Source organism: Aeromonas sp. 82P (assembly GCF_051919365.1).
Lineage (GTDB): Bacteria > Pseudomonadota > Gammaproteobacteria > Enterobacterales > Aeromonadaceae > Aeromonas > Aeromonas veronii.
In genome coordinates, this window is the sequence record NZ_JBQBEV010000001.1 from 3,826,251 (window position 1) to 3,849,924 (window position 23,674).

Sequence of the window (23,674 nt, forward strand, 5' to 3'; positions counted from 1 at the left end):
AACAACAAGGGCATCCGAAGATGCCCTTGTTGTTATTTGCCCATTAGCATTCGTCCGTCAGCGGCGCTGCCAGGTCTCGAAGCTATAGGGGTGCGGGTTCTTCTCATCGGCAGGGTGGCTCTCGCAATCAACGCGTTGCCACTGACCATCGTCAAAAGCAGGGAAGCGGGTATCCCCCTCCACCGCCAGATCGATGCGGGTCAGGTAGAGACAATCCGCGCTCGGTAACATCTCGGCATAGAGATGACCACCACCGATCACCATCAACTCCTCCACCGAGCTGCCTGCCAACAGCGCCAGCGCCGCCTCGACGGAGCCTACCACCTCAATGCCCTCGGCCTGATAGTCGGGATTGCGGCTGATCACCAGATTGCGCCGTCCGGGCAGCGGTCGACCGATGGATTCGAAGGTTTTGCGCCCCATCAATACCGGTTTACCGAGGGTGACACGCTTGAAGTGAGCCAGATCGGCAGGCAGATGCCAGGGCATCTGGTTGTCCTTGCCGATCACCCTGTCGTGGGCCATGGCGGCAATCATGGAAATCTTCATGGGGCCTCTCACCGTCTGTCAGATTATGGGGCGGTTACGGTACACGACCAGAGAGGGGATCGCCAAACCGAAACTGAGGGCACCGACGATAAAGAGCGCCTTGAGGCCGTTCTCTACCGCACTCTGGATCAACTCCATGGTCACACCGTTGATGTTGAGCTCCACCACCGCAATCATGGTCTTGAACGCATAACTGCCCGGGATCATCGGAATGATGGAGGCAACGCTGAACACCGGACGCGGTGCCAGCAGACGGCGCGACCAGTAGACGCAGACAAAGCCGACCGTGGTCGCCGCCGCCAGCGTCGCCCACTCGATGGGCATGCCATAGTGGATCAGCAGGGTACGCAGGCTGTGAGCCAGCGCGCCGCCCATGGCGCAATACTTCAGCATCCGTGGCGGCACGTTGAACAGCATGGCAAACCCCACCGCCGGGATGGAGGACCAGAAGGCATCCTTGGCCAGTAGCCAGAGCAAATCCATCATACTTTCCACCCCCAGATCCCGGTGACCGACATGGCCAAAATGATACCTATGGCGGCGCTGATGGTCAGCAGGGTCGCTGTCCCCCAGCGGGCCAGCCCCATGTTGAAGTAGCCCTTCACCATGTCTGAGACGGCATTGATCAGCGGAAAGCCCGGCACCAGCAGCAGCACGCTGGCCGCCATGGCGAGATAGGGCTGGTCACCCCAGTTAAAAAAGGTGGCGCTGGAGGAGAGCAAGGTGGCAATAAAGCCGGTGGCGGCAAAGTTGATGAGCGGGCTATGGTGATGGCGGGCCATCAGCTGGCGCACCCGCATCGCCACGGCAGACGAGAAACAGGTCACCAGGAAGATGGGCCAGTCACCGCCAAACAGCAGGCTAAAGGCACCACAGGAGAGCCCCACCATGGGGACCACCAACCAGGGGTGATAGTGGAAAGGGACGATGGCTTCGAGGCGCTGGCGCACTTCACGGGCACCGATCAGCTCTTTCTCCGCCATGATGCAGATCCGCTGGATCTCGCATACCACCTGCATGTTGATGCCATGTTCACGCACCCGCCGGGTAGTAGTAACACAGCCCCCCTGATAGAGGCTGGTGAGCACGATGGCGCTCGACGAGATAGCCATTTCGACACTCTCCAGCCCCAGCGCCATCCCCAGCCGCACCGTGGTCTGCTCGATGATCCGGCTCTCCGCCCCGAACTGGGCCAACATCTGACCCACCTTGACGATAATGCGGGTGATCTCTGTCTGTTGCTCCCGCGACAACACCCGTCTTGGTGTGATACTTCTCATAATCCCTTCGAGTCGTAGCAATAAAAATTTCGGCCATATTAGCCTAACTTTTACTGTTATTCATCCACCCCTATCACAACCTGACTAATAAGTTATTACAAGAAGGAGAAAAGAAATTACATCACAAATACATTACGACTAACATTAAAAACCATAACAATCAGGTCGCCAGCAATTCCCTTTATCATGGCCTCACCGATTTGGCTGAAATATCAACCAAGGGGGTTATTGCAGATTATTTGCGACGTTGATAGTCCGCCAGACGGATTATTTTACCACTGCCATCGCTTTCAGGCGGAGGGTCCCCCTCTTCCCTGAACTGGCTCATTTCGCTGCGCATCAAATAAAAAGATTCCCGCATCATGTTGGTAATCCGGATACAGCTATCAAGATTGTTTTTCGCCAGACGGCGCTGACCATCAATCTTGAACTGCAACCCGCGCAGACGGCGCTGCTGATCGGGGCTCGCACGGGCCATCAACTGGTCGATCTGCTGCTCCAGAATCGCATCCAGCCGGGAGGGCTCACTCGCAGCCAACTCCTTCAGGGTGTCAAAATCAGGCAACTCCATATGCCCTCCTTGGCGACTATTGCTGGCAACACACTGCGGTACCACACCATCACGTCCCAGCCATATAAATCTGTATATACGACGCGGCTAAAAAGGGTTCAATCCATCCACTGGCGACTAAACCGGACAATGGTCACTACGAGGGTGTCTATCTATTTTAATTGTGTTTGGAAAAAGCGATTGTTTTTAATTCAGGCGAGATAAAACACTTATACATTTTAGGTTGTGATTTTCTGTTTTTTATTGCAAATAAAAATCCGGGTGGCCATATTTTGCTTCATTCGACACTTTATTCTTCCCTCACCGACCCGCGTCATCTCCTGACGGTTTAACATATCTCACTGATTATGTTATTTTAATTGCCACTTTTATCGGACATTCAAGAGCAGACCATGAGCAAGGCAAAAATCGGTATCGTCACCGTCAGCGATCGCGCCAGCGCGGGCATCTATGAAGACCTCTCCGGCAAGGCCATCATCGACACCCTGAACGCCTATCTGACCTCGGAGTGGGAACCTGTCTATCAGGTGATCCCCGATGAGCAGGAGCTGATTGAAGCGACCCTGATCCAGCTGGCGGATGAGGAGCAGTGTTGTCTCATCGTCACCACAGGCGGCACCGGTCCGGCCAAGCGGGATGTCACGCCGGAAGCGACCGAGGCGGTATGTGATCGCATGATGCCGGGCTTTGGCGAGCTGATGCGGGCAGAATCCCTCAAGTTTGTGCCGACTGCCATCTTATCGCGCCAGACTGCCGGGCTGCGCGACGATACCCTGATCGTCAATCTGCCGGGCAAGCCCAAATCAATCCGCGAATGTCTGGATGCAGTCTTCCCCGCCATCCCCTACTGTATCGATTTGATGGAAGGGCCGTATCTCGAGTGCGATGAAACTGTCATCAAGCCTTTTCGGCCGAAAAAATAGCGAACCCGACCATAAAAAATAATGGCGAGCCACGGCTCGCCATTATTTTTAACTCATCTGTTTGCGCAGAAAAACCGCATCAATTATTTGCGGCCGAATACTTTTACGCCCGCTTTGCTGCGCTCTGAATTACCGTACACTTCGATTTTTTTCACACAACGGCGCGAGCCCAGTGATTTCCACTCGGTCTCTTTATCACTGCTCATTTCCCGATCGAAACGAATGGTCTTGGTACGATCACCACCATAGGTCACCACCACCCGATCCAGGGTCAAATCACGCTCCGCCTTCACCTTGATATATTTGGTCTGACGGCAAACCACCAAAGGAATTGTCGCACCATGATCACCGGCTCCCAGTAAAATAGTCCGCCCCAGCGTGAACTGATCGTCACCGGCATGGCTGGCTGACGCCACCACCAGCAAGGCACCACCCAGCAAGCTGCGCGCGGAAAAACGGGAATTCCAGATAGACATCAAGGACATAACACCTCCAATAAAAAATGGAGTGTGATGATAAGGGTTAAACCATAACGGAAGCTGTATCACAGCTGAATTTGCTGCGAATGTGCGGGGATCGACAGAGAAAAAAGCGCGACTTTTCGGCAAAAAGAGAAGAGCCGCAGATAGCGGCCCTTGCGGCAAGAGAGCGCTTAGCGCTCCATGATTTGGGTCACGTCATCTTTCTTGATCATTACCTCGCGCCCTTCATGATCGTAATAGCGATACATGCCGGTGCTCTCGTCCAGCTTGGGTTTGCTCTCTGTGGTGATCATCTTGCCATCCTTGGTGCTCATGATGTATTGGGAGCTGCATGCCACCAGCCCCAGGGCGCACACCAGGATCATCATCAGTTTTTTCATTGCGGCCTCTTCTGCGATCATCCTCACCACGAGGATGTTTCTTGAAGCCTAGTTCAATAGCACGGCACGGGATGGCGGGATGAGCAAAGCGGGATCGCCGTCAATAATCAGCGACTTAGCCTAGTTATCTGGCCGGGTGGCGAGCGCAATGAAAAAGGCCGGACATCTCTGTCCGGCCTCTTCTTTTCAGCGCAAGCACGTAATCAGGACTTGGCAGGCTGACGCTCACCGGTCACGGTCGGGTTCTTGGGATCGGAACTCCACTCGTACCAACCACCGTCGTAGACGCTGATCTGTTTCCAGTCCATCAGCCAGGCGTAGAAGAAGGCCTCGGAGGCGCGCCAGCCGGTACCGCAGTAGAACGCAGCCTGCTGAGTTGGCTCAATGTTCCACTGCTCCCACATGGCGAGGATCTCGCGGGCCGGCTTCATGGTGCCGTCCGGGTTGTGGAAGTCGCTCATGCTGTTGGCATCGACGCCACCATGGCCCCACTTGGCTCCCGGGATATCGCCCTTCGGCTTGATGTAGCTGTAACCTGAGGTGTTGCCGACAAACTCGTCCCAGGTACGCACGCTGACCAGTGCGCTATCGGGCTGCTTGAGCAGCTCTTTTGCCTGACTTAACGTGGTGTAGTACTCGGGGTGAGCGGGAATGGCCACACCAAACTCCTTAACCGGCTCATATTTGTTGGGCAGACCGGTTTCGGTGCGCAGATGCTGGATAAACCAGGCATCCAGACCACCGTCCAGCAGGCGTACATCTTTCACCCCCGCATACATCATCAGGTGCGCGGCACGGGCAGCCGCCATGGTGTTTCGACCATAGAGGATGACGGTGGTGTCGTGACGGATGCCGTTATCCAGCAGCAGCTTCTTGAGCGCTTCGTCAGAGACCTTGTTCCACAGCGGCTCCTCTTCGAGGCTGTTGGTATCGATATAACCGGCCCCCGGGATGTGGCTGATGAGGTAGGCCTTGGGTGAACCCCAATCCACTTCAAACAGCTTCCAGTCACCCTTGGGCGCAGCGGCAACCGGCTTGCCCTCTTGCAGATCCGCCAACCAGCGCGGATAGACCAGCTGCTGCCAGCGTGCCAGCGACTCGCGCGGTGCAGCTTGCCACCCTTGCAGCTCGAACAGCTGCTTGATCCCCTGCTTGCGCAGCAGACGGGCCACCTCAGCCACTTCGCGGGACGCACCGTAGAGGGCAACCGGACGCTCAGCCTTCAGCCCCTTGATCTCGAGCGCCTTTGGCCACTCTTCATCGCTGTATTTCCACTCGGCAGAGAGGTTCTCGGCGCCCGCCACATGGCCGCCCTGCTTCTCCCCTTCCATCGGCCACCCTTGATAGAAGTAGCTGGCGCGGGTATCCAGGATGACAGCCTGCTTGGCCTTGGCATCGGCCAGCGAGAGCGGTGGCAACTCCCCTGCCACGGCGGGCAGGGCACACCAGAGCAGTAAGGTCGCCAGCGCGGCCTGCAGGAAGCGAAGATGTCGTTTCATGGTGATTTCTCGATTCATAGTGAACAAGGTTAAAAAATGGAGCGACCCAGCCGTTCGGCCAGCAGTTCCAGCGCCGCCGTGCCCGCCAGCGAGTTACCGGCCTTGTTGAGCTCGGGCGACCAGACACAGACGCAGAGCTCGCCCGGGATCAGGGCGATGATACCGCCGCCGACACCCGATTTGCCCGGCATGCCGACCCGATAGGCAAAATCGCCCGCCTCATCATAGAGGCCGCAGGTGGCGAGCAGGGCGTTTACTTGCTTGGTGGTGCGGGCGGGCAGCAGCGGCACGCTCTCACCCAGTGGCACACCACGGTTGGCCAGATAGATGAATGCCCGCGCCAGATCGACGCAGCTCATGCGGATGGCACAGGCATTGAAGTAGCTTTGCAGCACCTTGTCCACTTCGTTTTCGAAGTTGCCATAGGCCTTCATCAGATAGGCGATGGCGGCGTTGCGGGCAGAGTGCTGATATTCGGAGCGGGCGACGACCTGATCCGCCATGATGGCCGGATTGCCGGAAAGGCGGCGCACAAGCTCGAGGGTACGCTGACGCGGCGCAGTGAGGCGGGTCTCCAGCAGATCGCTCACCACCAGCGCCCCAGCATTGATAAAGGGGTTGCGGGGGATCCCCTGCTCGAACTCAAGCTGCACCAGCGAGTTGAAGGGCTGGCCGGAGGGCTCCTTGCCAACCCGGGCCCAGATCTCCTCCTCCTGATAGAGAGTGAGTGCCAGGGTCAGGCTCAGGGCCTTGGAGATACTCTGGATGGAGAAGGGTTCAAAAGCGTCACCGGCGGTGAACAGCTCCCCCTCGACGGTACAGACTGCGATACCCAGCCGATCGGCCGGTACCTGAGCCAGTGCCGGAATGTAGTCGGCCACCTTGCCTTGTCCCAGCAACGGGCGCACCTCTTCAAGGATGCTGGCCAGTAATTCGGATGACAACACCATAAGCAATAAGCGATTCCATGACTAAAACAGCGGTGGAAATCCCATCCCCACTGACAAAAATCCCGCCAGCGGCGGGATTTTTCAGTTACCCACAACAAGGCGCCTGATGCGGCAGCCTTGTATCAGGCCGGTTCACCGTACCAGAGGTCGAACAGCTCGGTAACGACCACGGCTTCCATCCCCTTGCCTTCCAGCCAGGATTTGACGGCAGCGCGGTCTTCTTCGGTACACTTGCCCAGTTGCTGGGTGCAGACCATCCCTTCCCAGGCCAGGTGACCGGAGCCGGCAAAAGCCAGTTTACGGGGTTCAACAACCTCATCGATCATCGCATCGACTACCGCATCGATGGTCTCTTCGGCAGTGCCGACCGGGAAGTTGAAACTGATGTCGAAACCCATTTCCTGGAATTCATCGACGCGCAGTTTCTTGCGCAGGCGGCGGCTACGATTGGCCATGATAGCTCCTCAAGTTAGTTGATACGCTAGGTGTGTTGACGTGCCAGCTTAGCTGACACGCTTGAAAATCAGATCCCAAACCCCGTGGCCGAGACGGTGGCCACGTTGTTCAAATTTGGTCAGCGGACGCCAGTCCGGACGCGGCACCCAGTTACCGGTGGCAGAGGTATTCTCGTAACCCTCGGCGGCGCTCATCACTTCCAGCATGTGCTCGGCATAGTTTTCCCAGTCGGTCGCCATGTGGAACACGCCACCGATGGCCAGCTTCTGGCGAATATCCTGGGCAAACGCAGGCTGTACGATGCGACGCTTGTGGTGACGGCTCTTGTGCCAGGGATCCGGGAAAAAGAGCTGCAGGCAGGAGAGTGAACCGTTCGGGATCATGTGCTCCAGCACTTCCACCGCATCGTGGCAGATCACTTTCAGATTGGTGACGCCCGCTTCCTGAGCGGTGCCCAGACAGGCGCCCACGCCCGGGGAGTGCACTTCGATGCCGATGAAGTTCTTCTCGGGGGCATTCTTGGCCATCTCAACCAGAGAGGCGCCCATGCCAAAGCCGATCTCCAGCACAACTGGTGCTTCACGGCCAAACAGCGCGACCAGATCGAGCTGCTTTGGCTCAAAATCGATGCCCATGACCGGCCAAAGCTCTTCCAGGGCCTTCTCCTGCCCTTTGGTCAGGCGGCCTTCGCGACGGACAAAGCTGCGGATCTTGCGCATGAACTTGCCGTCTTCGTTAAATACATCTTGGGTCACAGGCATAATGGTCTCGTTATTTCATCAATCCGGGTAATACATCTTGTGTCCGATCCCGAGCGGGACCGCTCGCGGCTCGGCATTTCATCGACCCGCGAAAACAGGGGAGCGAATTATCCCAAGATAGGCCCAAGGCGCAAGTGTTTCGCGCAACAAATATTCCGGCCATCCACTTCCCTGCTCCCTCACAGGCATCACCACACCGACTAACCGTCCAATATAATCCGCAGTAGAGTCGTTCCAGCCCTTTTTTGGCGATTTTTGTGACAATCATTGCCTCATTTCTGAAATCTGATACAAACGGATAACCTGGCGGTCGAATGGAGCGACCGCCCACATGCCGAGAGAATTGTCTATGCAGCCGTTTTTTGCCCAGCGCTTCGAGAAGGTTGAGCCTTCTTTTATCCGTGAAATCCTCAAAGTTGCCGCCAATCCGGAGATCATCTCCTTCGCTGGTGGCCTGCCCAATCCCCACCTGTTTCCGGTCAAGGCGATCGATCAGGCCTGTCAGGATGTACTGCGCGAACAGGGGGCTGCTGCCCTGCAATATGCGGCGACCGAGGGCTTCGCCCCGCTGCGCCAATATATTGCCGACCGCTATCTGGCCCGCCACGGCATGCAGATCAATCCGGACAACATCCTCATCACCAGCGGCTCCCAGCAGGCGCTGGATCTGCTGGGCAAAGTGCTGATCGACGAGGGTCAGGATCTCATCATCGAAGAGCCGGGTTACCTTGGCGCCATTCAGGCCTTTTCTGTCTACCAGCCCACCTTCAAGCCGATCACCCTTGAAGAAGAGGGACTGGACCTGGCGGCGCTGGATGCGCTGCTGGCAAGCGGATCCAATGCCAAACTGCTCTACGGCGTGCCCAACTTCCAGAACCCGAGCGGTGTCTCCTACAGCCGTGCCAACCGCGAGGCACTGGCGGAGCGGCTGATCAGCCACGAGCTGTTGATGGTGGAAGATGATCCCTACGGCGAGTTGCGTTTCGAGGGCGAGCATCTGCCCCCCATTGCCAAGCTGGCGCCAAACAATACCGTGCTGCTCGGCTCTTTCTCGAAAACCGTGGTGCCTGCCTTCCGTCTGGGCTGGATGGTGATGCCGGAGTGGCTGCGCAAGAAGGTGACCATCGCCAAGCAGGCGACCGATCTGCACAGCAACGCCTTCAGCCAGCAGGTGCTGCACCGCTTCCTGACCGACAACTCCCTCGACGCTCACTTGGAGAAGATCAAGGAGGTCTATGGCCGCCAGCGCGCTGCCATGGAGGCCTCTTTGGCCCGTCACTGCCCGCCCGGCGTCAGCTACACCCGACCGGAAGGGGGCATGTTCCTCTGGCTGACCCTGCCAGCCCACATCAGTGCCATGGCGCTGTTTGACGAGGCGATCAAGGAGAAGGTGGCTTTCGTGCCCGGCGCCCCCTTCTACGTGCGCCCCGAGATCAAGAACACCCTGCGCCTGAGCTTCTCCTGCGTCGATGAAGCGACCATTGAAGAGGGGGTCAAACGCTTGGCCCGCGCCCTCCAGCGCATGCTCTGATCGCCCAAGCCAAACCGTACCAACAAAAAACCAGCGAGCGATCGCTGGTTTTTTTATGCTCCCCATTCAACCGTTCAGCCAAACAGGGTCTTGCAAAACTGCTTCATCGGGATGGGGCGGCTGTAACGATACCCTTGCAGATAGTCAACGTGGCGAGCCCGCAGGTAGTCCGCCTGCGACTGCTTCTCGACCCCCTCCGCGATCAGGATCAATTCAAGTCGCTTCGCCAGATCAATCACGTTTTCAACGATATGGCTGGAGAGTGCATCCGTGCCGATCATCTCCACAAAGCTCCGATCAATCTTGAGTGCATCGACCTGAAACTGTTGCAGATAGGTGAGACTGGAGTGACCGGTGCCAAAATCATCGATAGAGATCAACACGCCCAGTTTGCGCAACTCGGCAAACATCCGGGCCGTTGTCTCATCAGCCACCAGCAGTTCACGCTCGGTCAGCTCCAGCCCCAAATCAACGGGATTGTCTTTAAATGCGTCAAGAAACGCCTTGCAGTCAGCCAACAGGTCGAGATCCTGAAAGTGCTTGGCGCTGATATTGAAGCAAAAATGAAACTTTGCCGGCAGCTTGCGGGCATAAGGGGAGAAGTGGTCGCGCACCTGCGCCATCAACAGGCTGGTCATGGGCACGATCAGCCCGCTATCTTCCGCCAGCGGAATAAAGCGATCCGGCGAGATCATCCCCTGCTTGGGATGCTGCCAGCGCATCAGCACCTCACAGCCACGCCACTGCTCATCCTCACCGGAGACCACCGGCTGCAGGTAGGGGATAAACTCCTCTTCGATCAACGCCCGCTTGAGCTCCTCCGCTGGTGAGCTGCTACGCCCCATCAGCCTGAAGGTGCCGAATCCAATCAGCAGCGCCAGCAGCGGAGAGAGGAACAAGGTATATCTGGAGTAGCGCCATGCGTGACTCCAGTAGTCATGCACCGTGACCCGGGTGACGACCTGATAGGGGAAATCGGCCGAAGCGAGGGCAATATAACCCTCTTCTGTCGGAGAGGGCGCAGCCCCGACCTGACCTGAGCCAAACAGAGCCCTCTGCCCCACCACGAGAGCCATCGGGGAGTTCTTGCTGGAGATCTCCAGGGTATTGCGCAGGTAGTAGCCATCTACACCGATCAGCACACTCCCCTTGTCCGTTTCATGACGCAGCACGATCAAGGGGCGATCCGGTGTGACCTCATTGCCAGGCAGCAGTTGCAACCTGCCATCCACATAGCGGTCGGGATTGAAGGGGCCATCGTAGTCACCATAGAGCGAGGTGCAGTAGATGTGGCTGCCGACAGCCAGATTGGCGGAACGGACATCGGGCACCGTGGCCACCTGTTCGCGCAGCAGTTGTGCCGCCTCCTTGCACGAGTGACCAAGCATCCCCTCCACATTGATGGCCGCCTGCCGGGCATGGCCGATGGTGCGATCAAACATCGTACGGGCATGCTGCAACCGTGAATCGGCATCACGCTCTATATCCGTCACCGTCTGCCAGATAACGGCAACAACCCCCAGCAGCAGGATCCCGCCCCCCATCAGCAGCGCCAACAGAATCCTCGAGTAAAGCTGGCGAAGTTTCAAACGGCGAAATGGCATGGCGGCCTCTTTGATGCTCGGATAATGGGTGACAGCCTCGGTGGACAGGCGAAAAGGGTCGCCATAATAGCGATTGTTCAACAAATGTCCACCCAACAAAAATCAATCAATTCAAACTATTGTTCAACAATATGTCGTAAGAAGAGGATAGAGTTAACAAACGTCAAACAGAAAACTCCCGAAGCACGTCTCACTTGTTGAAGGGAAGCCACACCATTAAAGTTGAGCAAACGGCAGCAGGAGCATGCAGCGATGAAGATTCTTATTACCGGAGGAACCGGCTTTATCGGCCGCAAGCTGGTTGCCCATCTCAAGGTCAATCACGAGGTCGTGGTCTTGAGCAGGCAGGGGAGCCGCGCTTACTCCCTGCTGGGTCACGATATCAAGGTATTGGATAACCTCGACCGGCTCGATGACCTCAATGACGTGGACGCGGTGATCAATCTGGCCGGTGAACCCATCGCCGCCGGACGCTGGGGCGAGTCGCGCAAACAGCTGCTCTGCGATAGCCGCTGGCTGTTGACCGAGCAGCTGGTGGATCTCATCAAGCTATCCAGCACGCCGCCCAAGGTGCTGATCAACGCCTCCGCCATCGGCTGGTATGGCAGACAGGGCACCGAAACCCTCGACGAGCAGTGCCGCTCCCCCAACGATGAGTTTACCCACCAGCTCTGCCAGCAGTGGGAAACCTTGGCGCAGGAGGCCCAGAGCCGCCAAACCCGGGTCTGTATCGTGCGGATCGGGCTGGTGCTTGGCATGGATGGCGGCGCCCTGCCCAAAATGCTCCCCCCCTACCGACTCGGACTCGGCGGCCCCATGGGATCGGGCAGCCAGATGATGAGCTGGATCCATGTGCAGGATCTGGTGCGCGCCATACTGTTCTTGCTGGATCACGAAGAGTGCAGCGGCATCTTCAACGGAACCGCCCCTCATCCAGTCAGCAACCGGGAGTTCAGCCAGACCCTTGCCACCACGTTGCACCGCCCGCACCTCTTTTTCGTGCCCGCCCCCCTGCTGCAACTGGTGATGGGTGAAGCGGCCGATCTGCTGCTGACCGGACAAAAGGTGATACCAGCACGACTGCAACAGGCCGGTTTTCACTTCAGCTATCCCGAGCTGCCGAACGCCCTCACCAATCTGCTGCGCGAGTCCCGCTAACTCACACCCGCTCGCGGCGTCCGCTCGTCAGCTCCTCGCATAGCAAGCAGCCCGGCCAATGGCCGGGCTGCTTGTTTATGGTGGCTGCGCTATTGCACCTTGTGTGTATCGGTTCGCGCTGGCGGGATTACAACAGGCCCTGACCCAGCCCTCGCAACCGATCGCTCAGGGTGCCAGCCAGCAGCTGGCGCTGCATCCCCTGCCCCGCCAGCGTCACCAGCAGTGCCCCCAGCGTCGGCAGGCCAAGCCAGATTGCCCAGTGGAACTGCCACTGCCCCTCGAACCACCACCACTGCAGGCCAAAGGAGCAGAGCTCCACCACCATGGCGGCACAGAGCCCCGCCAGCGCACCACTGGCCACCAACTCCCAGCGCAGCATCTTCCTGAGCAGATCGCTGCTGGCGCCCAGAGTGCGCATCAGCAACAGCTCGCGCCGACGCTGAACCATGCTGGCCTGGGTCTGGGTCAGCAGCACCAGCAGTGCGGCCACTGTCACCAGCCCCAGCATCAGCGCCAGCGCCCGGCTCACCTGCTCCGATACCTGAGTAAGCCGCGCAATCAGGTCATCCACATCGATAAGGCTCACCGTGGGGTGACGGCGGATCAACTCCACCTCGGCAGAGCGCCCCGCCTCGGGCAATCGGTAACTACCAAGCCAGGTACGGGAGAAGGATGCCAGCAGATCCTCGGAGAAGATCATGTAGAAGTTGGGACGCATATTGTCCCACTTGATGCTGCGCAAACTGGTGACCCTGGCGCCAAAGCTGCGCCCCTCGATGGTAAAGGCGAGCATGTCCCCCAGCTTGATATCGAGCCGCTTGGCCAGCTCACTATCCACCGACACCTCGCCGGGTCCGGCAAGCCATTTCCCGGCCACCAGCTTGTTGTCGATTGGCAGGGTTGTTGTGGTAGTGAAGTTGAGCTCCCGATCGACCCCCTCGCGGCCACTGCTGGCCCCCTCGCCCACCGCCTCACCGGCGATATGGGTCAGCCTGCCGCGCACCATGGGGTAGAAGTCGGAAGTGTTGGCCCCGGCCGCCGCCAGTTCGCTCAGGATCCCCTCCCGCTCGTTCTCGGCCACATTGACCAGAAAACGGTTGGGTGCATCGACGGGAAGACGGGCCGAAAACTCATCCAGCAGATCGACCCGGGCCGCCCAGAGCAAGCCAAACAGCATCAGCGCCAGCGCAAAGCCCGCCAGCTGGAACAGGCCGCTACTGCGCTCGCGCGACAGGTGGGCCAGCGCCAGCCGCAAGGCATGAGGCCCGCTCACTCTCGCTCCCAGCCGCAACATCAGGGCTGCCAGCAGGGCCAACAGCCCCATCAGCAAGCCCATGCCCCCCACCAGCCCCAGCGCCAGCCGCACATCGGCGGTAAAGCCCCAGACCAACGCAAACAGCCCGAACAGGCCGACCGGCAGGGCCAGCCAGGGGGGAATACCCGCCTCCAGCTCCCGGCGCAATACCCGCAGCGGCGGCACCTTCAGCAGACGCAAGAAGGGCACAAAAGCGAGCAGCAGGGTGATAAAGAGCGCTACCGCCACCCCCAGCGCAAAGGGGCGCCAGGAGGGGGGTGGCAGATCCGGCGGCAGCAGGTCCCCCAACAGTTGCAAGGTGATCCACTGCATGACGGTGCCCGCTACCAGACCCAGCAGCGCACCGATCAGCGTCAGCGACAGCAGCAGGGTTCCCATCAGTTGCCAGAGCGAGCGACGGGATGCCCCCAGCGTCTTGAGCAGCGCCACCATATTGGTCTGGCGCTCGGCAAAGTGGCGCACCGCAATCCCCATCGCCAGCGCCCCCAGCAACACCCCGCTTAACGAGGCAAGCCGGAAGAAACGCTCGGCATTGGCCAGCGAGCGACCCACTTGGGATTCGCTGTCATCCGGTTTGATCCACTTCTGTCCGGCCTGCAATTGCGGCAACAACCATTGCTCGTAACGGGCCAGCGACTCTCTCGGCCCCTTGAACAGATAGCGCCACTGCTGGCGGCTGCCGGGGAGCAGGGCACCGGTCGCCTCGATATCGGCACTGTGGATCAGCGCCCGCGGCGCCAGCAGGAAGGGGCTGAAGCCCTGATCGGGCTCCTCGCCAAGCAGGCCTGCCACCTTGAGCACCGTATTGCCCACCTCCAGCTCATCCCCCGTTTTGGCCTTAAGCAGCTGCATCACCCGGGCGGAGAGCCAGATCTCGCCGGGGGCCGGGGCACGGGCAGGTTCCAGAGTGAGCTTGCCGTAGAAGGGAAAACCATCGGGCACCGCCCGAATGGAGGCAAGCTGCAGCGCGTCGCCGTGAAACAGCATGCTGTTGAAGCTGACGGTGGTCTGCACCGCCAAGCCATCCTGTTTAGCCCGGGCTAGCCAGCCATCCGGCAGGGCGGCGGCGGTGCGCAGCACCCGATCCGCTCCGATAAAGTCGCGGCCCGACGCCTTGAGTCCGGCATCGAGCCGATCCGCCACCAATGCCACACTCAAGACACACGCCACGCTAAGCGCTAGCGCCAGCACAAACCAGCGCAGCTCGCCGCTGAAACCTTCCCGGCGCAGCAGTCGCCATCCCAATCGCCACTGCATCATCCCTTGCATCTCCCGCCTGACCCGCAGCTCACCCCGTTACACCACATCATGGGCCACCTCGCGATCCAGCCGACCCGCCGTCATGACCAGTTGCCGCTTGCAACGCTCGGCCAGCTGATGGTCATGGGTCACTACCACTAGCGTGGTGCCGTGCTTGCGATTGAGTTCAAACAGCAGCTCGATCACCTTCTCGCCGGTCTTGCTGTCGAGGTTGCCGGTCGGCTCGTCCGCCAACAGCAGGCTGGGACGAGTCATAAAGGCGCGGGCAATGGCCACCCGCTGCTGCTCACCGCCGGAGAGCCGTGGCGGCAGATGATGCAACCGCTCACCAAGCCCGACCGCTGCCAGCAGCTCGCGGGCTCTTGGTTCGCAATCCCGCTCGCCGCGCAGCTCGGCGGGCAGCATCACATTCTCCAGCGCCGTCATGGTCGGGAGCAGCAGGAACGACTGGAACACAAAGCCGATCTGCTCGGCGCGCAATCGGGCCCGCCCCTCCTCATCCAGCTCGCCAAGGGATTTGCCGAGGATTTCGATATCTCCCTGACTCGGCAGATCGAGCCCGGCCAGCAGCCCCAGCAGGGTGGACTTGCCGGAGCCGGAGGCACCGACCAGAGCCACCGTCTCGCCGCTATTGACTTGCAGATCGATCCCTTCAAGGATGGTGAGGCTTTCCTGGCCGAGGCGAACCGATTTGCCGAGGCCCTTGACGACAATAATGGGGGTTGAACTCATGCTCTGTATCCTTTGTTCCAATCCCTTGATGACAATCCATAGCGGGAGTTGAATTGATGGTGCGTATTCTGTTTGTCTTGTTCGTTGGCCTCGGCAGCCTGCTCTCGTCGGCTCAGGCCCAGACCCTGCTGGTACTGGGAGACAGCCTGAGCGCCGGCTATCAGATGCAGGTTGAGCAGAGCTGGCCCGCCCTGCTCAACCAGAAATGGCAGGAGGAGGGGGGCAAACACACCCTGCTCAATGCCAGCATCAGCGGTGAAACGACACAAGGGGCGCTGGCCCGTCTGCCCGCGCTGCTGAAGGAGCACAAGCCGGACTGGCTGCTGATCGAACTGGGGGGCAACGATGGCCTGCGCGGCTTCGCACCGACCATTACCCGCCAAAATCTGGCCAGCATGATCGCGCTCGCCAAGGAGCAGCAGACCCGTGTGGTGTTGACCCAAATCCAGCTGCCCCGCAACTACGGTGCCCGCTATCTGCGCCAGTTCGAACAGATCTTTCCCGAGTTGGCCCAGGCTAACGATCTGCCCCTGCTGCCCTTCTTTATGGATGATATTGCGCTGCGCCCTGAACTTATGATGAACGATGGCATTCATCCCACCCCGGCGGCCCAGCCCCAAATCCGCGATAAAGTCGCCCGCTTTATGGAGCCGCTGCTCAGCCAATAAGCCCGCCGTCTATCACCAATATCCCATAACAAAATATCCCGCCAAAATCGGATGTTTTGAATGGTCGACGATCTCTGCGTGGCACCTTGATTCAACCAATCCATCGCCAATACCCAATAACAACACATCCCGCCGAAGCGGGATGTGTTGTTAATGATTTAGCATAACCGGCAGGCAGCGTCTCAGCTTTCCAGCACCTGGCGCAGCCGCTCCTGGGCCACGCCGACCAGCAAGTCTGGCTGGAATTTGGAGATAAATCGGTCGCACCCCACCTTCTTGACCATGGCTTCGTTGAAGTTGCCGCTCAGGGAGGTATTGAGGGTGATAAAGAGATCGGACATACGCGGATCGCTGCGCACCTCGTGGGTCAGGCGGTAGCCGTCCATCTCCGGCATTTCGGCATCGGTGATCATCAGCAGGATCTCGTCGGTCACCTTCTTGCCAGCATCGCACCACCCCTTGAGCAGGGTCAGCGCCTGCAAACCATCCTGACACTCGATCACCTCAAGCCCAAGCTGGCCCAGGGTCTCGCGCACCAGATTGCGGGCGGTGCTGGAGTCATCGACGATCAGCACTTTGCGGCCATGCATCTCGGGCAGGATCTCCCGATCCAGCACCTCTTCGGAGATGCGGATGTCATAGGTGATGATCTCCGCCAGCACCTTCTCCACATCGATGATCTCGACGATCTGATCCACTCCATCTTCGGGAATGCGGGTGATGGCGGTGAGGTAGTTGGCACGCCCGGCAGAGCGCGGCGGTGGCAGTATATCCTTCCAGGTCATGTTGACGATGTTGGCCACCTGCCCCACCAGAAAGCCCTGAATGGTGCGGTTGTACTCGGTGATGATGAGGTTGGATTCACTGTCGATGGGCATGGGGCGCATACCGATGGCGCTGCGCAGGTTGATCACCGGGATCGAGGTACCGCGGATATTGGCCACCCCGCTGATATTGTGATGGGAGCCCGGCATCTTGCTCAGATGGGGCAACTTGACCACTTCCCGTACCTTGAAGACGTTGATGGCGAACATCTGACGGGTGCCGAGACGAAACATCAACAACTCGAGGCGGTTTTCCCCCACCAGTTGAGTTCGTTGATCAACGGAATCCAATATACTCGCCATACGCTGATATCCATCTGATTATTAATCGACTCTATTATAGAGGCTGCCCGCCAGGAAAGGCAGGCGCATTTTCAACCAGAGCGACCAACCAGACAAAAAAAGTGAGGCCGAAGCCTCACTTATCTCATTGATTTTAAAATCAATAGCTACAGACAGACTTCCAGCTGCCATCGGTTGCCTTGGGCTCGCTGCTGGTCCACCAGTTTGCTTGCCACACCACCTTGTTATGGGTGATGCGATCGCCGCCATTGGCATGATCCCCCTGCGGCCAGCTCGGATAGGCCTTGTAGGCCGCCGGATTGACGTTCTGGCTGCTGCAGCTGGTGCCCGGATTCTCACCGCCACCCGAGCCCAGCACGGCCTCCGGCAAGGTCGGGAACTCGGCCTTGAGACCAATGGTCTGGCTGCCGCTGATGATGCGCATACCGCTCGGCACGCCAGCGGCGGGCAGGTAGTAAGTCATGGCGACTTCAATCTCGGCCCCCGGCGCCAGAGTCTGCCAACCCGGCAGGTTCATGGCGACCTTGTGGAAGTCCTTCTCGCCCGCAATGCCTTCCGAGTTGTCGTTGCCACCGCTCTCCACCACTTTCAGGCCCATGCCACTCTGATCCGTGATGGTGTCTGTAGTGGTCTAATCATCCCGGACACCATTTTAGGTGGTACAGTCGCCACCATGACCTGAGGTGTTCAATGACAAGATTACGTCGTTCATTTACTGCCGAATTCAAACTCGAAGCCGCATCCTTGGTGCTCGACCAAGGATATTCTGTCCCTGAAGCCAGCCGTTCACTGGATGTCGGTGAAACCGTACTGCGCCGCTGGGTTCAGCAACTGCAATCCGAACGAACTGGTACAACCCCAATCGGAAAAGCACTGACTCCGGAGCAGCAAAAAATTCAGGAGCTGGAAGCCCGCATCAACCGGCTCGAACGTGAGAAGGACATTCTAAAAAAGGCTACTGCTCTCTTGATGGCGGACGAGTTCACACGTACGCGCTGATAGACCGATTAAGGGAGCAAGCCCCCATCACTCTGGTCTGCTGCGCCTTCGATGTTCCCACCTCCTGTTTTTACGATTATCTGGCTCGCAGGCGAGCGATTAACCGTGAACGTATGCAACAGCGCTGTGATTTGCGCCGTTTGTTCAAAGAAAGCCGGAACTCAGCGGGCAGCCGCGCCTTGATGTCTATGATGCGAGAGTTGGGGCATCAGATTGACCGATTCAAAGTACGTAACCTGATGAAGGAGGCCGGGCTGGTATCCAAACAGCCGGGCGCTCATCGCTATCAGGTCGCTCGGTCTGAACGACCGGACATTCCCAATCTGCTGGTCCGTGAATTTGATGTTCCGCAACCCAATCAGGTGTGGTGTGGTGATATTACCTACGTCTGGGTCGGAGGTTGTTGGCATTACCTGGCCGCAGTGCTCGACCTTCATACCAGGCGGGTCGTGGGCTGGGCGATGTCTGACAAGCCTGATGCAGCACTGGCCATCAAAGCATTGGAGATGGCCTATCAGCAGCGGGGTTGCCCCTCTGGTGTGTTGTTTCACTCCGACCAGGGCAGCCAATATGGCAGTAGGGCATTTCGGCAACGACTGTGGCGCTATCGCATGACCCAGAGCATGAGTCGGCGTGGCAACTGCTGGGAACGCCCCGATGGAACGGTTGTTCAGAAGCCTGAAGTCAGAGTGGCTCCCGGCTATGGGATATATGAGCTTGCGGCAGGCAAAGCGGGATATCAGTTACTACCTGATGGATTACTACAACTGGCGGCGTCCACATCAACACAATGATGGAATACCGCCAGCAAAAGCCGAGACTCGGCCTAACCAAGTGTCCGGATTTAGTTGACCACTACAACGAGAAAGTGATTGGTGCCTTTATAGAAAGACACCATTTCAACTGTTTGGAGTCATTACCCAATAACTCTCCTTTCAAAATCCCGTTCACCCGCTCCGCCAACGCATTCTGATAACAGTCATACCCATCCGTCATCGAGCATTTCACCCCGTACCGTTCATGTAGTGACTGATACAGCCCCGAGCAATACTGCACGCCGCGGTCCGAGTGATGGATAAGCTCCCCGCCGCCACTCCGTTGCTTCAGCGCTTTCTTGAACGCCATCGCCACCGACTTGGCGTGCATCCCTTCGTGCACGTGATGGCCCACTATCTTGCGTGAGTCGGCATCCGTCACCAGGCTCAGGTACAGCGGTCCGCTCCTGGCTGGCAGATAGGTGATATCAGCGACCCAGACCTGCTCCGGGGCCACCGGCGTAACCTGCTCTGGCCCCGCCTTGAGCAAGTTGGGATGACGGTAGAAACGGTGAAAACTGTGGGTGGTCTTGTGATACGCCCGCCTGGGCTGCACCAGCAGGCGGTGCTCGGCCAATATCCGAAACAGCCTGTCCCGCCCGACCTTGAGCCCGCCATCATCCTGACCCTGCAGCAGATAATGCAGCTTGCGAGTGCCGACCCGCGGTTGTCGCAGTCGAACCTGACGCACGAAGCGCACCACCTGCAATCCCTAAGCATGGCGCTCGTCGGCGACCCGATTGCGCTTGTAGTAAGCCTGCCGGCTTATCCCCAGAAACAGGCAAGCCCTGACAATGCTCAGCCTCTCGACTTGCCGCTGCGAGAGGACTTGCCGGGTCGCTTTTTTACGATGGAGACACCGTAGTCATTCTTCAGTACATCGACGACGGCCTCAAAAAACTGGGCCTTCTGACTCATCAGCGCCAGCTGTTGCTCGAGTTCCTTGATGCGCTGTTCGGGTGTCTGGTTGTCGGGGTCAGGCATGGTGATGCTCCTGCCGGCACGCACAGAAGCCCCCTGGCTCCAATCTTGCCGACCATGTTTACGCAACCATACCAGAACGGTGGAGCGGCCCTGAATGCCATAACGCACCTGAGCCTGTTTGTAGGTGAGCTCGCCTTTTTCAATTTGCTCGACCAGTGCCAGTTTAAAAGTCAGCGAGTAATCGCGCTGTGTCCGTTTCACACCTTGTCCCATCGGGTTCTCCATTTATTGGGGGGAAAGGTGTAAACCATATTCAGGACGGGACAGAGAAAACAAAAAGGCCACCGCGATGCGGTGGCCTTTTTGCTTCTTGTAATAAGAATTTGGTGGAGCTACGCGGGATCGAACCGCGGACCTCTTGCATGCCATGCAAGCGCTCTCCCAGCTGAGCTATAACCCCGATTTGTGTGAATGACTGACGTCACTCTGAATTTGGTGGAGCTACGCGGGATCGAACCGCGGACCTCTTGCATGCCATGCAAGCGCTCTCCCAGCTGAGCTATAACCCCAAATTCGGTACTGAATGAATGGTTCTGGCGGCCATTCATCCTAAATAATGGTGGAGCTACGCGGGATCGAACCGCGGACCTCTTGCATGCCATGCAAGCGCTCTCCCAGCTGAGCTATAACCCCACAAAGGTCGGCTTGGGTGATAAACACCGCACTGCCCTGGGTATTCAGTACAACAATCAGGAATCTGGTGGAGCTACGCGGGATCGAACCGCGGACCTCTTGCATGCCATGCAAGCGCTCTCCCAGCTGAGCTATAACCCCTTTGATTCCAGATTGTTCGAGGATAATTTGGTGGAGCTACGCGGGATCGAACCGCGGACCTCTTGCATGCCATGCAAGCGCTCTCCCAGCTGAGCTATAACCCCAACTCACCTCGGCGCTGACGAAGTTATCTCCGGCAACGGAGGCGCATGATAGGCATCACCCGCTTTGCTGTCAACCCTAAAATAACCGCGACTGATTCGTTTAGTCAAAATTGCAGCAGTTCGCTGTTTTTACCAGCAAGGCGCGTGCTATCTCTCTGTTTTATGTCATAAATCGGCTCAAGCACCTATAAAGGAGAGGCCATGCAGCAAGCCTCTTTCCCCGTGCAACGCCCCCGCTCTCAGGCATCTTTTGCAGGCTGATCGTCAGCGTCTCCCCCGTCACCTCGGGAAAGCCTTTCCATAAAAGGCATTGCATTTGAAAACCCTTTCCATGATTTTTGTAAATTTACAACACAGAAAGTTGATCTGGCTCACAAATGACCATAGGATCAAACCGTGACCTAGGTCACACACCATAACCATAAATGACAGAGCGATGAGGTAAACCATGTTTGAGAATCTGGCAGTCCTGTTCCACCTGCGCGGTGCAACCACCAAGAACGGCGTTGTAGAGAAAGATGCCTATGCCCCCTCCACCCGTGAATACTACTTCCGCTACGGCAAGTAATTGCTGAAAGCCTTTCACGGAAAATGTAATAAAAAAACAACACACATCATCACACAGCCCTTTCGAGGCGCTGTCCTGTCCGGGCCAGATGTTCCACGGCCAAACCTGAACTCCACCAAACAAGAATGGGGCCCGCAGGCCCCATCTTTTATTGCACCAGATAATGATTGCACCAGATAGTGCGCTGGCTTGTCGGCAAGCCTTGTAACCCTGAAACGGCTCAGAGTTTGATCCAGGCATCGGCCCAAGCAGTGCCCTTGCCCGGCTCATAGGCCCAGGCGGCACCGGCACACCAGCCGGTGTAGGGGTGCGGTTTACACTCGTAGCTGGCACCGCCGTTGCTGACCCGCTCGCCTGCCTTGTAGGGAGTCCCCTCTTTATAGGCCGGATAGTCAGGCGGCGTTACGCCCCCCTCCTCCCCTTTAACCTGCAGGCTATGGGTAGTGCTGCGGCTCAGATTACCTTCATCTGTGACCGTCAGTTTGATCTCCAGCTTGGTATCGGTCGCCGGCTTGGGCAGGGTCAACTCCAGCGTCACCTGATCCAGTGTCGAGGCAGAGGCTCCAGCCGGGACTGTCCAGGCATAGGAGAGCGGCTTGCCTTCCGGATCGCTGGAGTGCTGGCCGGAGAGGGTCACCTTGCTGCCGCCTTCGGCCTGCGCCGGGCCGGTGATATTGGCCACCGGCGGCAGGTTGGTGCCACCGCCGTTATCCTCGATCACCACCTCCGGATAGAAGTGCTGAACGCAGCGGCTGTAATCCCCTGCCTTGAAGGCGCTGAAACGGGTCTGGTAACCCACCAGCTTGCACACATAACTCTTGCCGCCGTTGGGGTTCTCTGCCACATAGCTCCAGTCCTGCTCCCAATAGATGGGCAGGGCACCGGCGCCCTTGTCGTCAAACACCTTCATGTTCTTGCAACCCAGTACCTCGTCGGATGGCACCGCCACCCCGAGGTAGTTGGCAAACTCGCGGTAGTAGTTGATGCGGTTCTGGGACTGGGCGTGCTCGACCGGGCCGCCGCACTCCACCCCACCGTTGATGATCTGGGTGGTGACCCCGAAGCCCGGCACCAGACCGTTCTGCTTGTCATGGTCATTTGGCTGCCAGGTGCCATCGATGACATGGAGCATGGAGGGCTTGGGCGGCTGCGGATAGGTATAGAAGAACACCGCACTGGCGAGGTTCAGCCAGGTGTCGGCCACCAGATCGGGGCGGTCGAGCAGGGTGCGTACCGTGCCGAACATCGCCTCGGAGAAGGGGCCGTAGTTGTAGTTGTAGGAGAGCTGTTTGGCGCCGCGGCCAAAGTAGCTCTTGAACTCGCCATTGTCGAACGTACCGCACGGCCACTGCTGACCCTGCCACACATCGGGGCGGCACTCGGCATTGTAACCACCGCGCATGGTCTCATTCCATCCCATCTCGCGCACGTAGACCAGCGCCTGACGCCACTCGGCTTCCGGGCGCCAGTTTTCATGGCCACCGGTCTCCTGGGCGAAGTGGGCGAACATGGTCGCCAGGGTCTTGCGGCAGATGGCATCGGCATCGCGGCCATCGCTGTAGTCGCCGCACAGGGCCGGGAACTTGGCCGCCGCCTGCAGCAGGCCGCGATAGGTGTACTCGGGGGCGCGTAGCGGGAAGAGGTAGTTGAACTGACCCTCGCTCAGCAGGCTTTCGACCCGCTTGACGTTGCCCGGGTTGTCGGCACGACCCGGCTGCACCGCCTCGACCACCAGATTGTCTCGGGTAGCGATGGATGCTTTGACCGCTTCCATCGCCGGGAAGTCGGTCAGCGCCTTCTCTTTGGCATCCAGCTCGGCCTGGCTCATATAGACGGGGGTGGTGCTGCCATCCGGCGGGGTTGGCGTCGGCGGATTGGGCTTGTCATCGCCACCGGTGTCCGGCGGGGTCACTTCCCCTTCGCCGACAAGCTTCCAAGGGGTATCCCACTCATTGGCGGCCGCCATGCCGGGAGTCTGACCCGGGTTGACCCACCACTTGGCCTCAAAAACCTGGCCGTTGTAATTGACCTGGCTGCCGCCCGGATAGGATTTGTTGATGTCGTATGCCTCGGCCGCCCACAGGTGGCCGCTCAGCATCATGCTGGCAAGCAGAAGGGTGATGCGGTTTTTTTTCATTATTGTTGCTCTCTATGGTTTTGTGGCACAAGGCGGAGCCCGCCTGA

At 58.5% G+C, this 23,674-nt stretch carries 19 protein-coding genes, 5 tRNA genes and 3 pseudogenes; 5 read left to right on the forward strand and 22 right to left on the reverse strand.

The window, feature by feature from the left end; genetic code table 11:
• Positions 1 to 57: 57 nt before the first annotated feature.
• From folA to ACTG2S_RS17445, 4 genes are all read right to left on the reverse strand, one after another.
• Complete coding sequence (gene folA, locus ACTG2S_RS17430; protein ID WP_047438078.1) at positions 58 to 549, reverse strand: type 3 dihydrofolate reductase; 492 nt, start codon at positions 547 to 549, stop codon at positions 58 to 60.
• Positions 550 to 567: 18 nt separating this feature from the next.
• A complete protein-coding gene (locus ACTG2S_RS17435) occupies positions 568 to 1,035 on the reverse strand; it encodes a threonine/serine exporter family protein (RefSeq protein ID WP_026035076.1) in 468 nt (155 codons plus the stop codon).
• Positions 1,032 to 1,829, reverse strand: a complete 798-nt coding sequence (locus ACTG2S_RS17440; protein ID WP_005348133.1) for a threonine/serine exporter family protein — start codon at positions 1,827 to 1,829, stop codon at positions 1,032 to 1,034. The genes ACTG2S_RS17435 and ACTG2S_RS17440 overlap by 4 nt, the downstream gene beginning before the upstream one ends.
• Positions 1,830 to 2,064: 235 nt before the next feature.
• Positions 2,065 to 2,400, reverse strand: a complete 336-nt coding sequence (locus ACTG2S_RS17445; protein ID WP_005335213.1) for a DUF3135 domain-containing protein — start codon at positions 2,398 to 2,400, stop codon at positions 2,065 to 2,067.
• A gap of 392 nt (positions 2,401 to 2,792) precedes the next feature.
• Between ACTG2S_RS17445 and mog the strand changes: the two genes are divergently transcribed.
• Entirely contained in the window at positions 2,793 to 3,323 is a 531-nt protein-coding gene (mog, locus tag ACTG2S_RS17450) for a molybdopterin adenylyltransferase (protein ID WP_021229718.1), read from the forward strand.
• Positions 3,324 to 3,406: 83 nt separating this feature from the next.
• Here mog and ACTG2S_RS17455 read toward each other — a convergent pair whose 3' ends face one another.
• The 6 genes from ACTG2S_RS17455 to trmB all read right to left on the reverse strand — a co-directional run bounded on the left by ACTG2S_RS17455 (position 3,407) and on the right by trmB (position 7,851).
• Positions 3,407 to 3,808 (reverse strand): DUF2541 family protein, encoded by a 402-nt coding sequence (locus tag ACTG2S_RS17455; protein ID WP_005335217.1) that lies wholly within the window; start codon positions 3,806 to 3,808, stop codon positions 3,407 to 3,409.
• A 167-nt stretch (positions 3,809 to 3,975) separates the two neighbouring features.
• Positions 3,976 to 4,185, reverse strand: coding sequence for a YgdI/YgdR family lipoprotein (locus tag ACTG2S_RS17460; protein WP_005335219.1), 210 nt, complete (start codon positions 4,183 to 4,185; stop codon positions 3,976 to 3,978).
• A gap of 203 nt (positions 4,186 to 4,388) precedes the next feature.
• Positions 4,389 to 5,684, reverse strand: a complete 1,296-nt coding sequence (locus tag ACTG2S_RS17465) for a sulfurtransferase (protein WP_439983014.1) — start codon at positions 5,682 to 5,684, stop codon at positions 4,389 to 4,391.
• Positions 5,685 to 5,713: 29 nt separating this feature from the next.
• Positions 5,714 to 6,634, reverse strand: coding sequence for a glutaminase B (gene glsB, locus ACTG2S_RS17470; protein WP_005348151.1), 921 nt, complete (start codon positions 6,632 to 6,634; stop codon positions 5,714 to 5,716).
• Between the two features lie 122 nt (positions 6,635 to 6,756).
• A complete protein-coding gene (locus ACTG2S_RS17475; RefSeq protein WP_376891742.1) occupies positions 6,757 to 7,089 on the reverse strand; it encodes a YggL family protein in 333 nt (110 codons plus the stop codon).
• Between the two features lie 48 nt (positions 7,090 to 7,137).
• The gene (trmB, locus tag ACTG2S_RS17480; protein WP_005335228.1) at positions 7,138 to 7,851 is read right to left on the reverse strand and encodes a tRNA (guanosine(46)-N7)-methyltransferase TrmB; all 714 of its coding nucleotides are present in this window, start codon (positions 7,849 to 7,851) and stop codon (positions 7,138 to 7,140) included.
• Positions 7,852 to 8,200: 349 nt separating this feature from the next.
• On the opposite strand from trmB, the gene ACTG2S_RS17485 reads away from it, so the two are divergent.
• Positions 8,201 to 9,382 (forward strand): aminotransferase-like domain-containing protein, encoded by a 1,182-nt coding sequence (locus ACTG2S_RS17485; protein WP_274160776.1) that lies wholly within the window; start codon positions 8,201 to 8,203, stop codon positions 9,380 to 9,382.
• Positions 9,383 to 9,456: 74 nt separating this feature from the next.
• On the opposite strand, the gene ACTG2S_RS17490 is transcribed toward ACTG2S_RS17485, so the two are convergent.
• On the reverse strand, positions 9,457 to 10,986 hold the full coding sequence (locus ACTG2S_RS17490) for an EAL domain-containing protein (protein WP_439983016.1): 1,530 nt from the start codon (positions 10,984 to 10,986) through the stop codon (positions 9,457 to 9,459).
• 252 nt (positions 10,987 to 11,238) lie between these two features.
• Here ACTG2S_RS17490 and ACTG2S_RS17495 point away from each other — a divergent pair, with 252 nt between their 5' ends.
• Positions 11,239 to 12,144: a TIGR01777 family oxidoreductase gene (locus ACTG2S_RS17495; protein ID WP_274160774.1), complete on the forward strand. Its 906-nt coding sequence runs from the start codon at positions 11,239 to 11,241 to the stop codon at positions 12,142 to 12,144.
• Between the two features lie 127 nt (positions 12,145 to 12,271).
• On the opposite strand, the gene ACTG2S_RS17500 is transcribed toward ACTG2S_RS17495, so the two are convergent.
• The gene (locus ACTG2S_RS17500; RefSeq protein ID WP_274160773.1) at positions 12,272 to 14,719 is read right to left on the reverse strand and encodes an ABC transporter permease; all 2,448 of its coding nucleotides are present in this window, start codon (positions 14,717 to 14,719) and stop codon (positions 12,272 to 12,274) included.
• 36 nt (positions 14,720 to 14,755) lie between these two features.
• Entirely contained in the window at positions 14,756 to 15,451 is a 696-nt protein-coding gene (locus ACTG2S_RS17505; RefSeq protein WP_274160772.1) for an ABC transporter ATP-binding protein, read from the reverse strand.
• A 56-nt stretch (positions 15,452 to 15,507) separates the two neighbouring features.
• On the opposite strand from ACTG2S_RS17505, the gene ACTG2S_RS17510 reads away from it, so the two are divergent.
• Positions 15,508 to 16,119: an arylesterase gene (locus ACTG2S_RS17510; RefSeq protein ID WP_106842862.1), complete on the forward strand. Its 612-nt coding sequence runs from the start codon at positions 15,508 to 15,510 to the stop codon at positions 16,117 to 16,119.
• A gap of 182 nt (positions 16,120 to 16,301) precedes the next feature.
• Here the strand turns inward: ACTG2S_RS17510 and ACTG2S_RS17515 are convergent, their stop codons facing one another.
• Positions 16,302 to 17,246, reverse strand: coding sequence for a chemotaxis protein CheV (locus tag ACTG2S_RS17515; protein ID WP_005335238.1), 945 nt, complete (start codon positions 17,244 to 17,246; stop codon positions 16,302 to 16,304).
• Between the two features lie 139 nt (positions 17,247 to 17,385).
• Positions 17,386 to 17,877 (reverse strand): annotated as a pseudogene (locus tag ACTG2S_RS17520) (chitinase C-terminal domain-containing protein); the annotation flags it as partial.
• Between the two features lie 59 nt (positions 17,878 to 17,936).
• On the opposite strand from ACTG2S_RS17520, the pseudogene ACTG2S_RS17525 reads away from it, so the two are divergent.
• Positions 17,937 to 19,097, forward strand: a pseudogene (locus ACTG2S_RS17525) (IS3 family transposase).
• A 69-nt stretch (positions 19,098 to 19,166) separates the two neighbouring features.
• Here ACTG2S_RS17525 and ACTG2S_RS17530 read toward each other — a convergent pair.
• From ACTG2S_RS17530 to ACTG2S_RS17560, 7 genes and pseudogenes are all read right to left on the reverse strand, one after another.
• Positions 19,167 to 20,257: pseudogene (locus ACTG2S_RS17530) on the reverse strand (IS3 family transposase); the annotation flags it as partial.
• A 111-nt stretch (positions 20,258 to 20,368) separates the two neighbouring features.
• A tRNA-Ala gene (locus ACTG2S_RS17535) sits at positions 20,369 to 20,444 on the reverse strand.
• 33 nt (positions 20,445 to 20,477) lie between these two features.
• A tRNA-Ala gene (locus ACTG2S_RS17540) sits at positions 20,478 to 20,553 on the reverse strand.
• 48 nt (positions 20,554 to 20,601) lie between these two features.
• Positions 20,602 to 20,677: transfer RNA gene (locus ACTG2S_RS17545), tRNA-Ala, on the reverse strand.
• Between the two features lie 65 nt (positions 20,678 to 20,742).
• Positions 20,743 to 20,818, reverse strand: a tRNA-Ala gene (locus ACTG2S_RS17550).
• 28 nt (positions 20,819 to 20,846) lie between these two features.
• A tRNA-Ala gene (locus ACTG2S_RS17555) sits at positions 20,847 to 20,922 on the reverse strand.
• A gap of 788 nt (positions 20,923 to 21,710) precedes the next feature.
• Positions 21,711 to 23,627, reverse strand: a complete 1,917-nt coding sequence (locus tag ACTG2S_RS17560) for a glycoside hydrolase family 19 protein (RefSeq protein WP_439983017.1) — start codon at positions 23,625 to 23,627, stop codon at positions 21,711 to 21,713.
• Between the last annotated feature and the right edge of the window lie 47 nt (positions 23,628 to 23,674).

Excerpts from the sequence above, each read along its gene's own strand:
- ACTG2S_RS17455 (WP_005335217.1), bottom strand. The coding sequence starts at position 3,808 with ATGTCCTTGATGTCTATCTGGAATTCCCGTTTTTCCGCGCGCAGCTTG.
- ACTG2S_RS17445 (WP_005335213.1), bottom strand. The coding sequence starts at position 2,400 with ATGGAGTTGCCTGATTTTGACACCCTGAAGGAGTTGGCTGCGAGTGAG.
- ACTG2S_RS17440 (WP_005348133.1), bottom strand. The coding sequence starts at position 1,829 with ATGAGAAGTATCACACCAAGACGGGTGTTGTCGCGGGAGCAACAGACA.
- ACTG2S_RS17560 (WP_439983017.1), bottom strand. The coding sequence starts at position 23,627 with ATGAAAAAAAACCGCATCACCCTTCTGCTTGCCAGCATGATGCTGAGC.
- ACTG2S_RS17465 (WP_439983014.1), bottom strand. The coding sequence starts at position 5,684 with ATGAAACGACATCTTCGCTTCCTGCAGGCCGCGCTGGCGACCTTACTG.
- ACTG2S_RS17490 (WP_439983016.1), bottom strand. The coding sequence starts at position 10,986 with ATGCCATTTCGCCGTTTGAAACTTCGCCAGCTTTACTCGAGGATTCTG.
- ACTG2S_RS17460 (WP_005335219.1), bottom strand. The coding sequence starts at position 4,185 with ATGAAAAAACTGATGATGATCCTGGTGTGCGCCCTGGGGCTGGTGGCA.
- glsB (WP_005348151.1), bottom strand. The coding sequence starts at position 6,634 with ATGGTGTTGTCATCCGAATTACTGGCCAGCATCCTTGAAGAGGTGCGC.
- ACTG2S_RS17515 (WP_005335238.1), bottom strand. The coding sequence starts at position 17,246 with ATGGCGAGTATATTGGATTCCGTTGATCAACGAACTCAACTGGTGGGG.
- mog (WP_021229718.1), top strand. The coding sequence starts at position 2,793 with ATGAGCAAGGCAAAAATCGGTATCGTCACCGTCAGCGATCGCGCCAGC.
- ACTG2S_RS17495 (WP_274160774.1), top strand. The coding sequence starts at position 11,239 with ATGAAGATTCTTATTACCGGAGGAACCGGCTTTATCGGCCGCAAGCTG.
- ACTG2S_RS17475 (WP_376891742.1), bottom strand. The coding sequence starts at position 7,089 with ATGGCCAATCGTAGCCGCCGCCTGCGCAAGAAACTGCGCGTCGATGAA.
- ACTG2S_RS17485 (WP_274160776.1), top strand. The coding sequence starts at position 8,201 with ATGCAGCCGTTTTTTGCCCAGCGCTTCGAGAAGGTTGAGCCTTCTTTT.
- ACTG2S_RS17505 (WP_274160772.1), bottom strand. The coding sequence starts at position 15,451 with ATGAGTTCAACCCCCATTATTGTCGTCAAGGGCCTCGGCAAATCGGTT.
- ACTG2S_RS17500 (WP_274160773.1), bottom strand. The coding sequence starts at position 14,719 with ATGATGCAGTGGCGATTGGGATGGCGACTGCTGCGCCGGGAAGGTTTC.
- folA (WP_047438078.1), bottom strand. The coding sequence starts at position 549 with ATGAAGATTTCCATGATTGCCGCCATGGCCCACGACAGGGTGATCGGC.
- ACTG2S_RS17435 (WP_026035076.1), bottom strand. The coding sequence starts at position 1,035 with ATGATGGATTTGCTCTGGCTACTGGCCAAGGATGCCTTCTGGTCCTCC.
- ACTG2S_RS17510 (WP_106842862.1), top strand. The coding sequence starts at position 15,508 with ATGGTGCGTATTCTGTTTGTCTTGTTCGTTGGCCTCGGCAGCCTGCTC.
- trmB (WP_005335228.1), bottom strand. The coding sequence starts at position 7,851 with ATGCCTGTGACCCAAGATGTATTTAACGAAGACGGCAAGTTCATGCGC.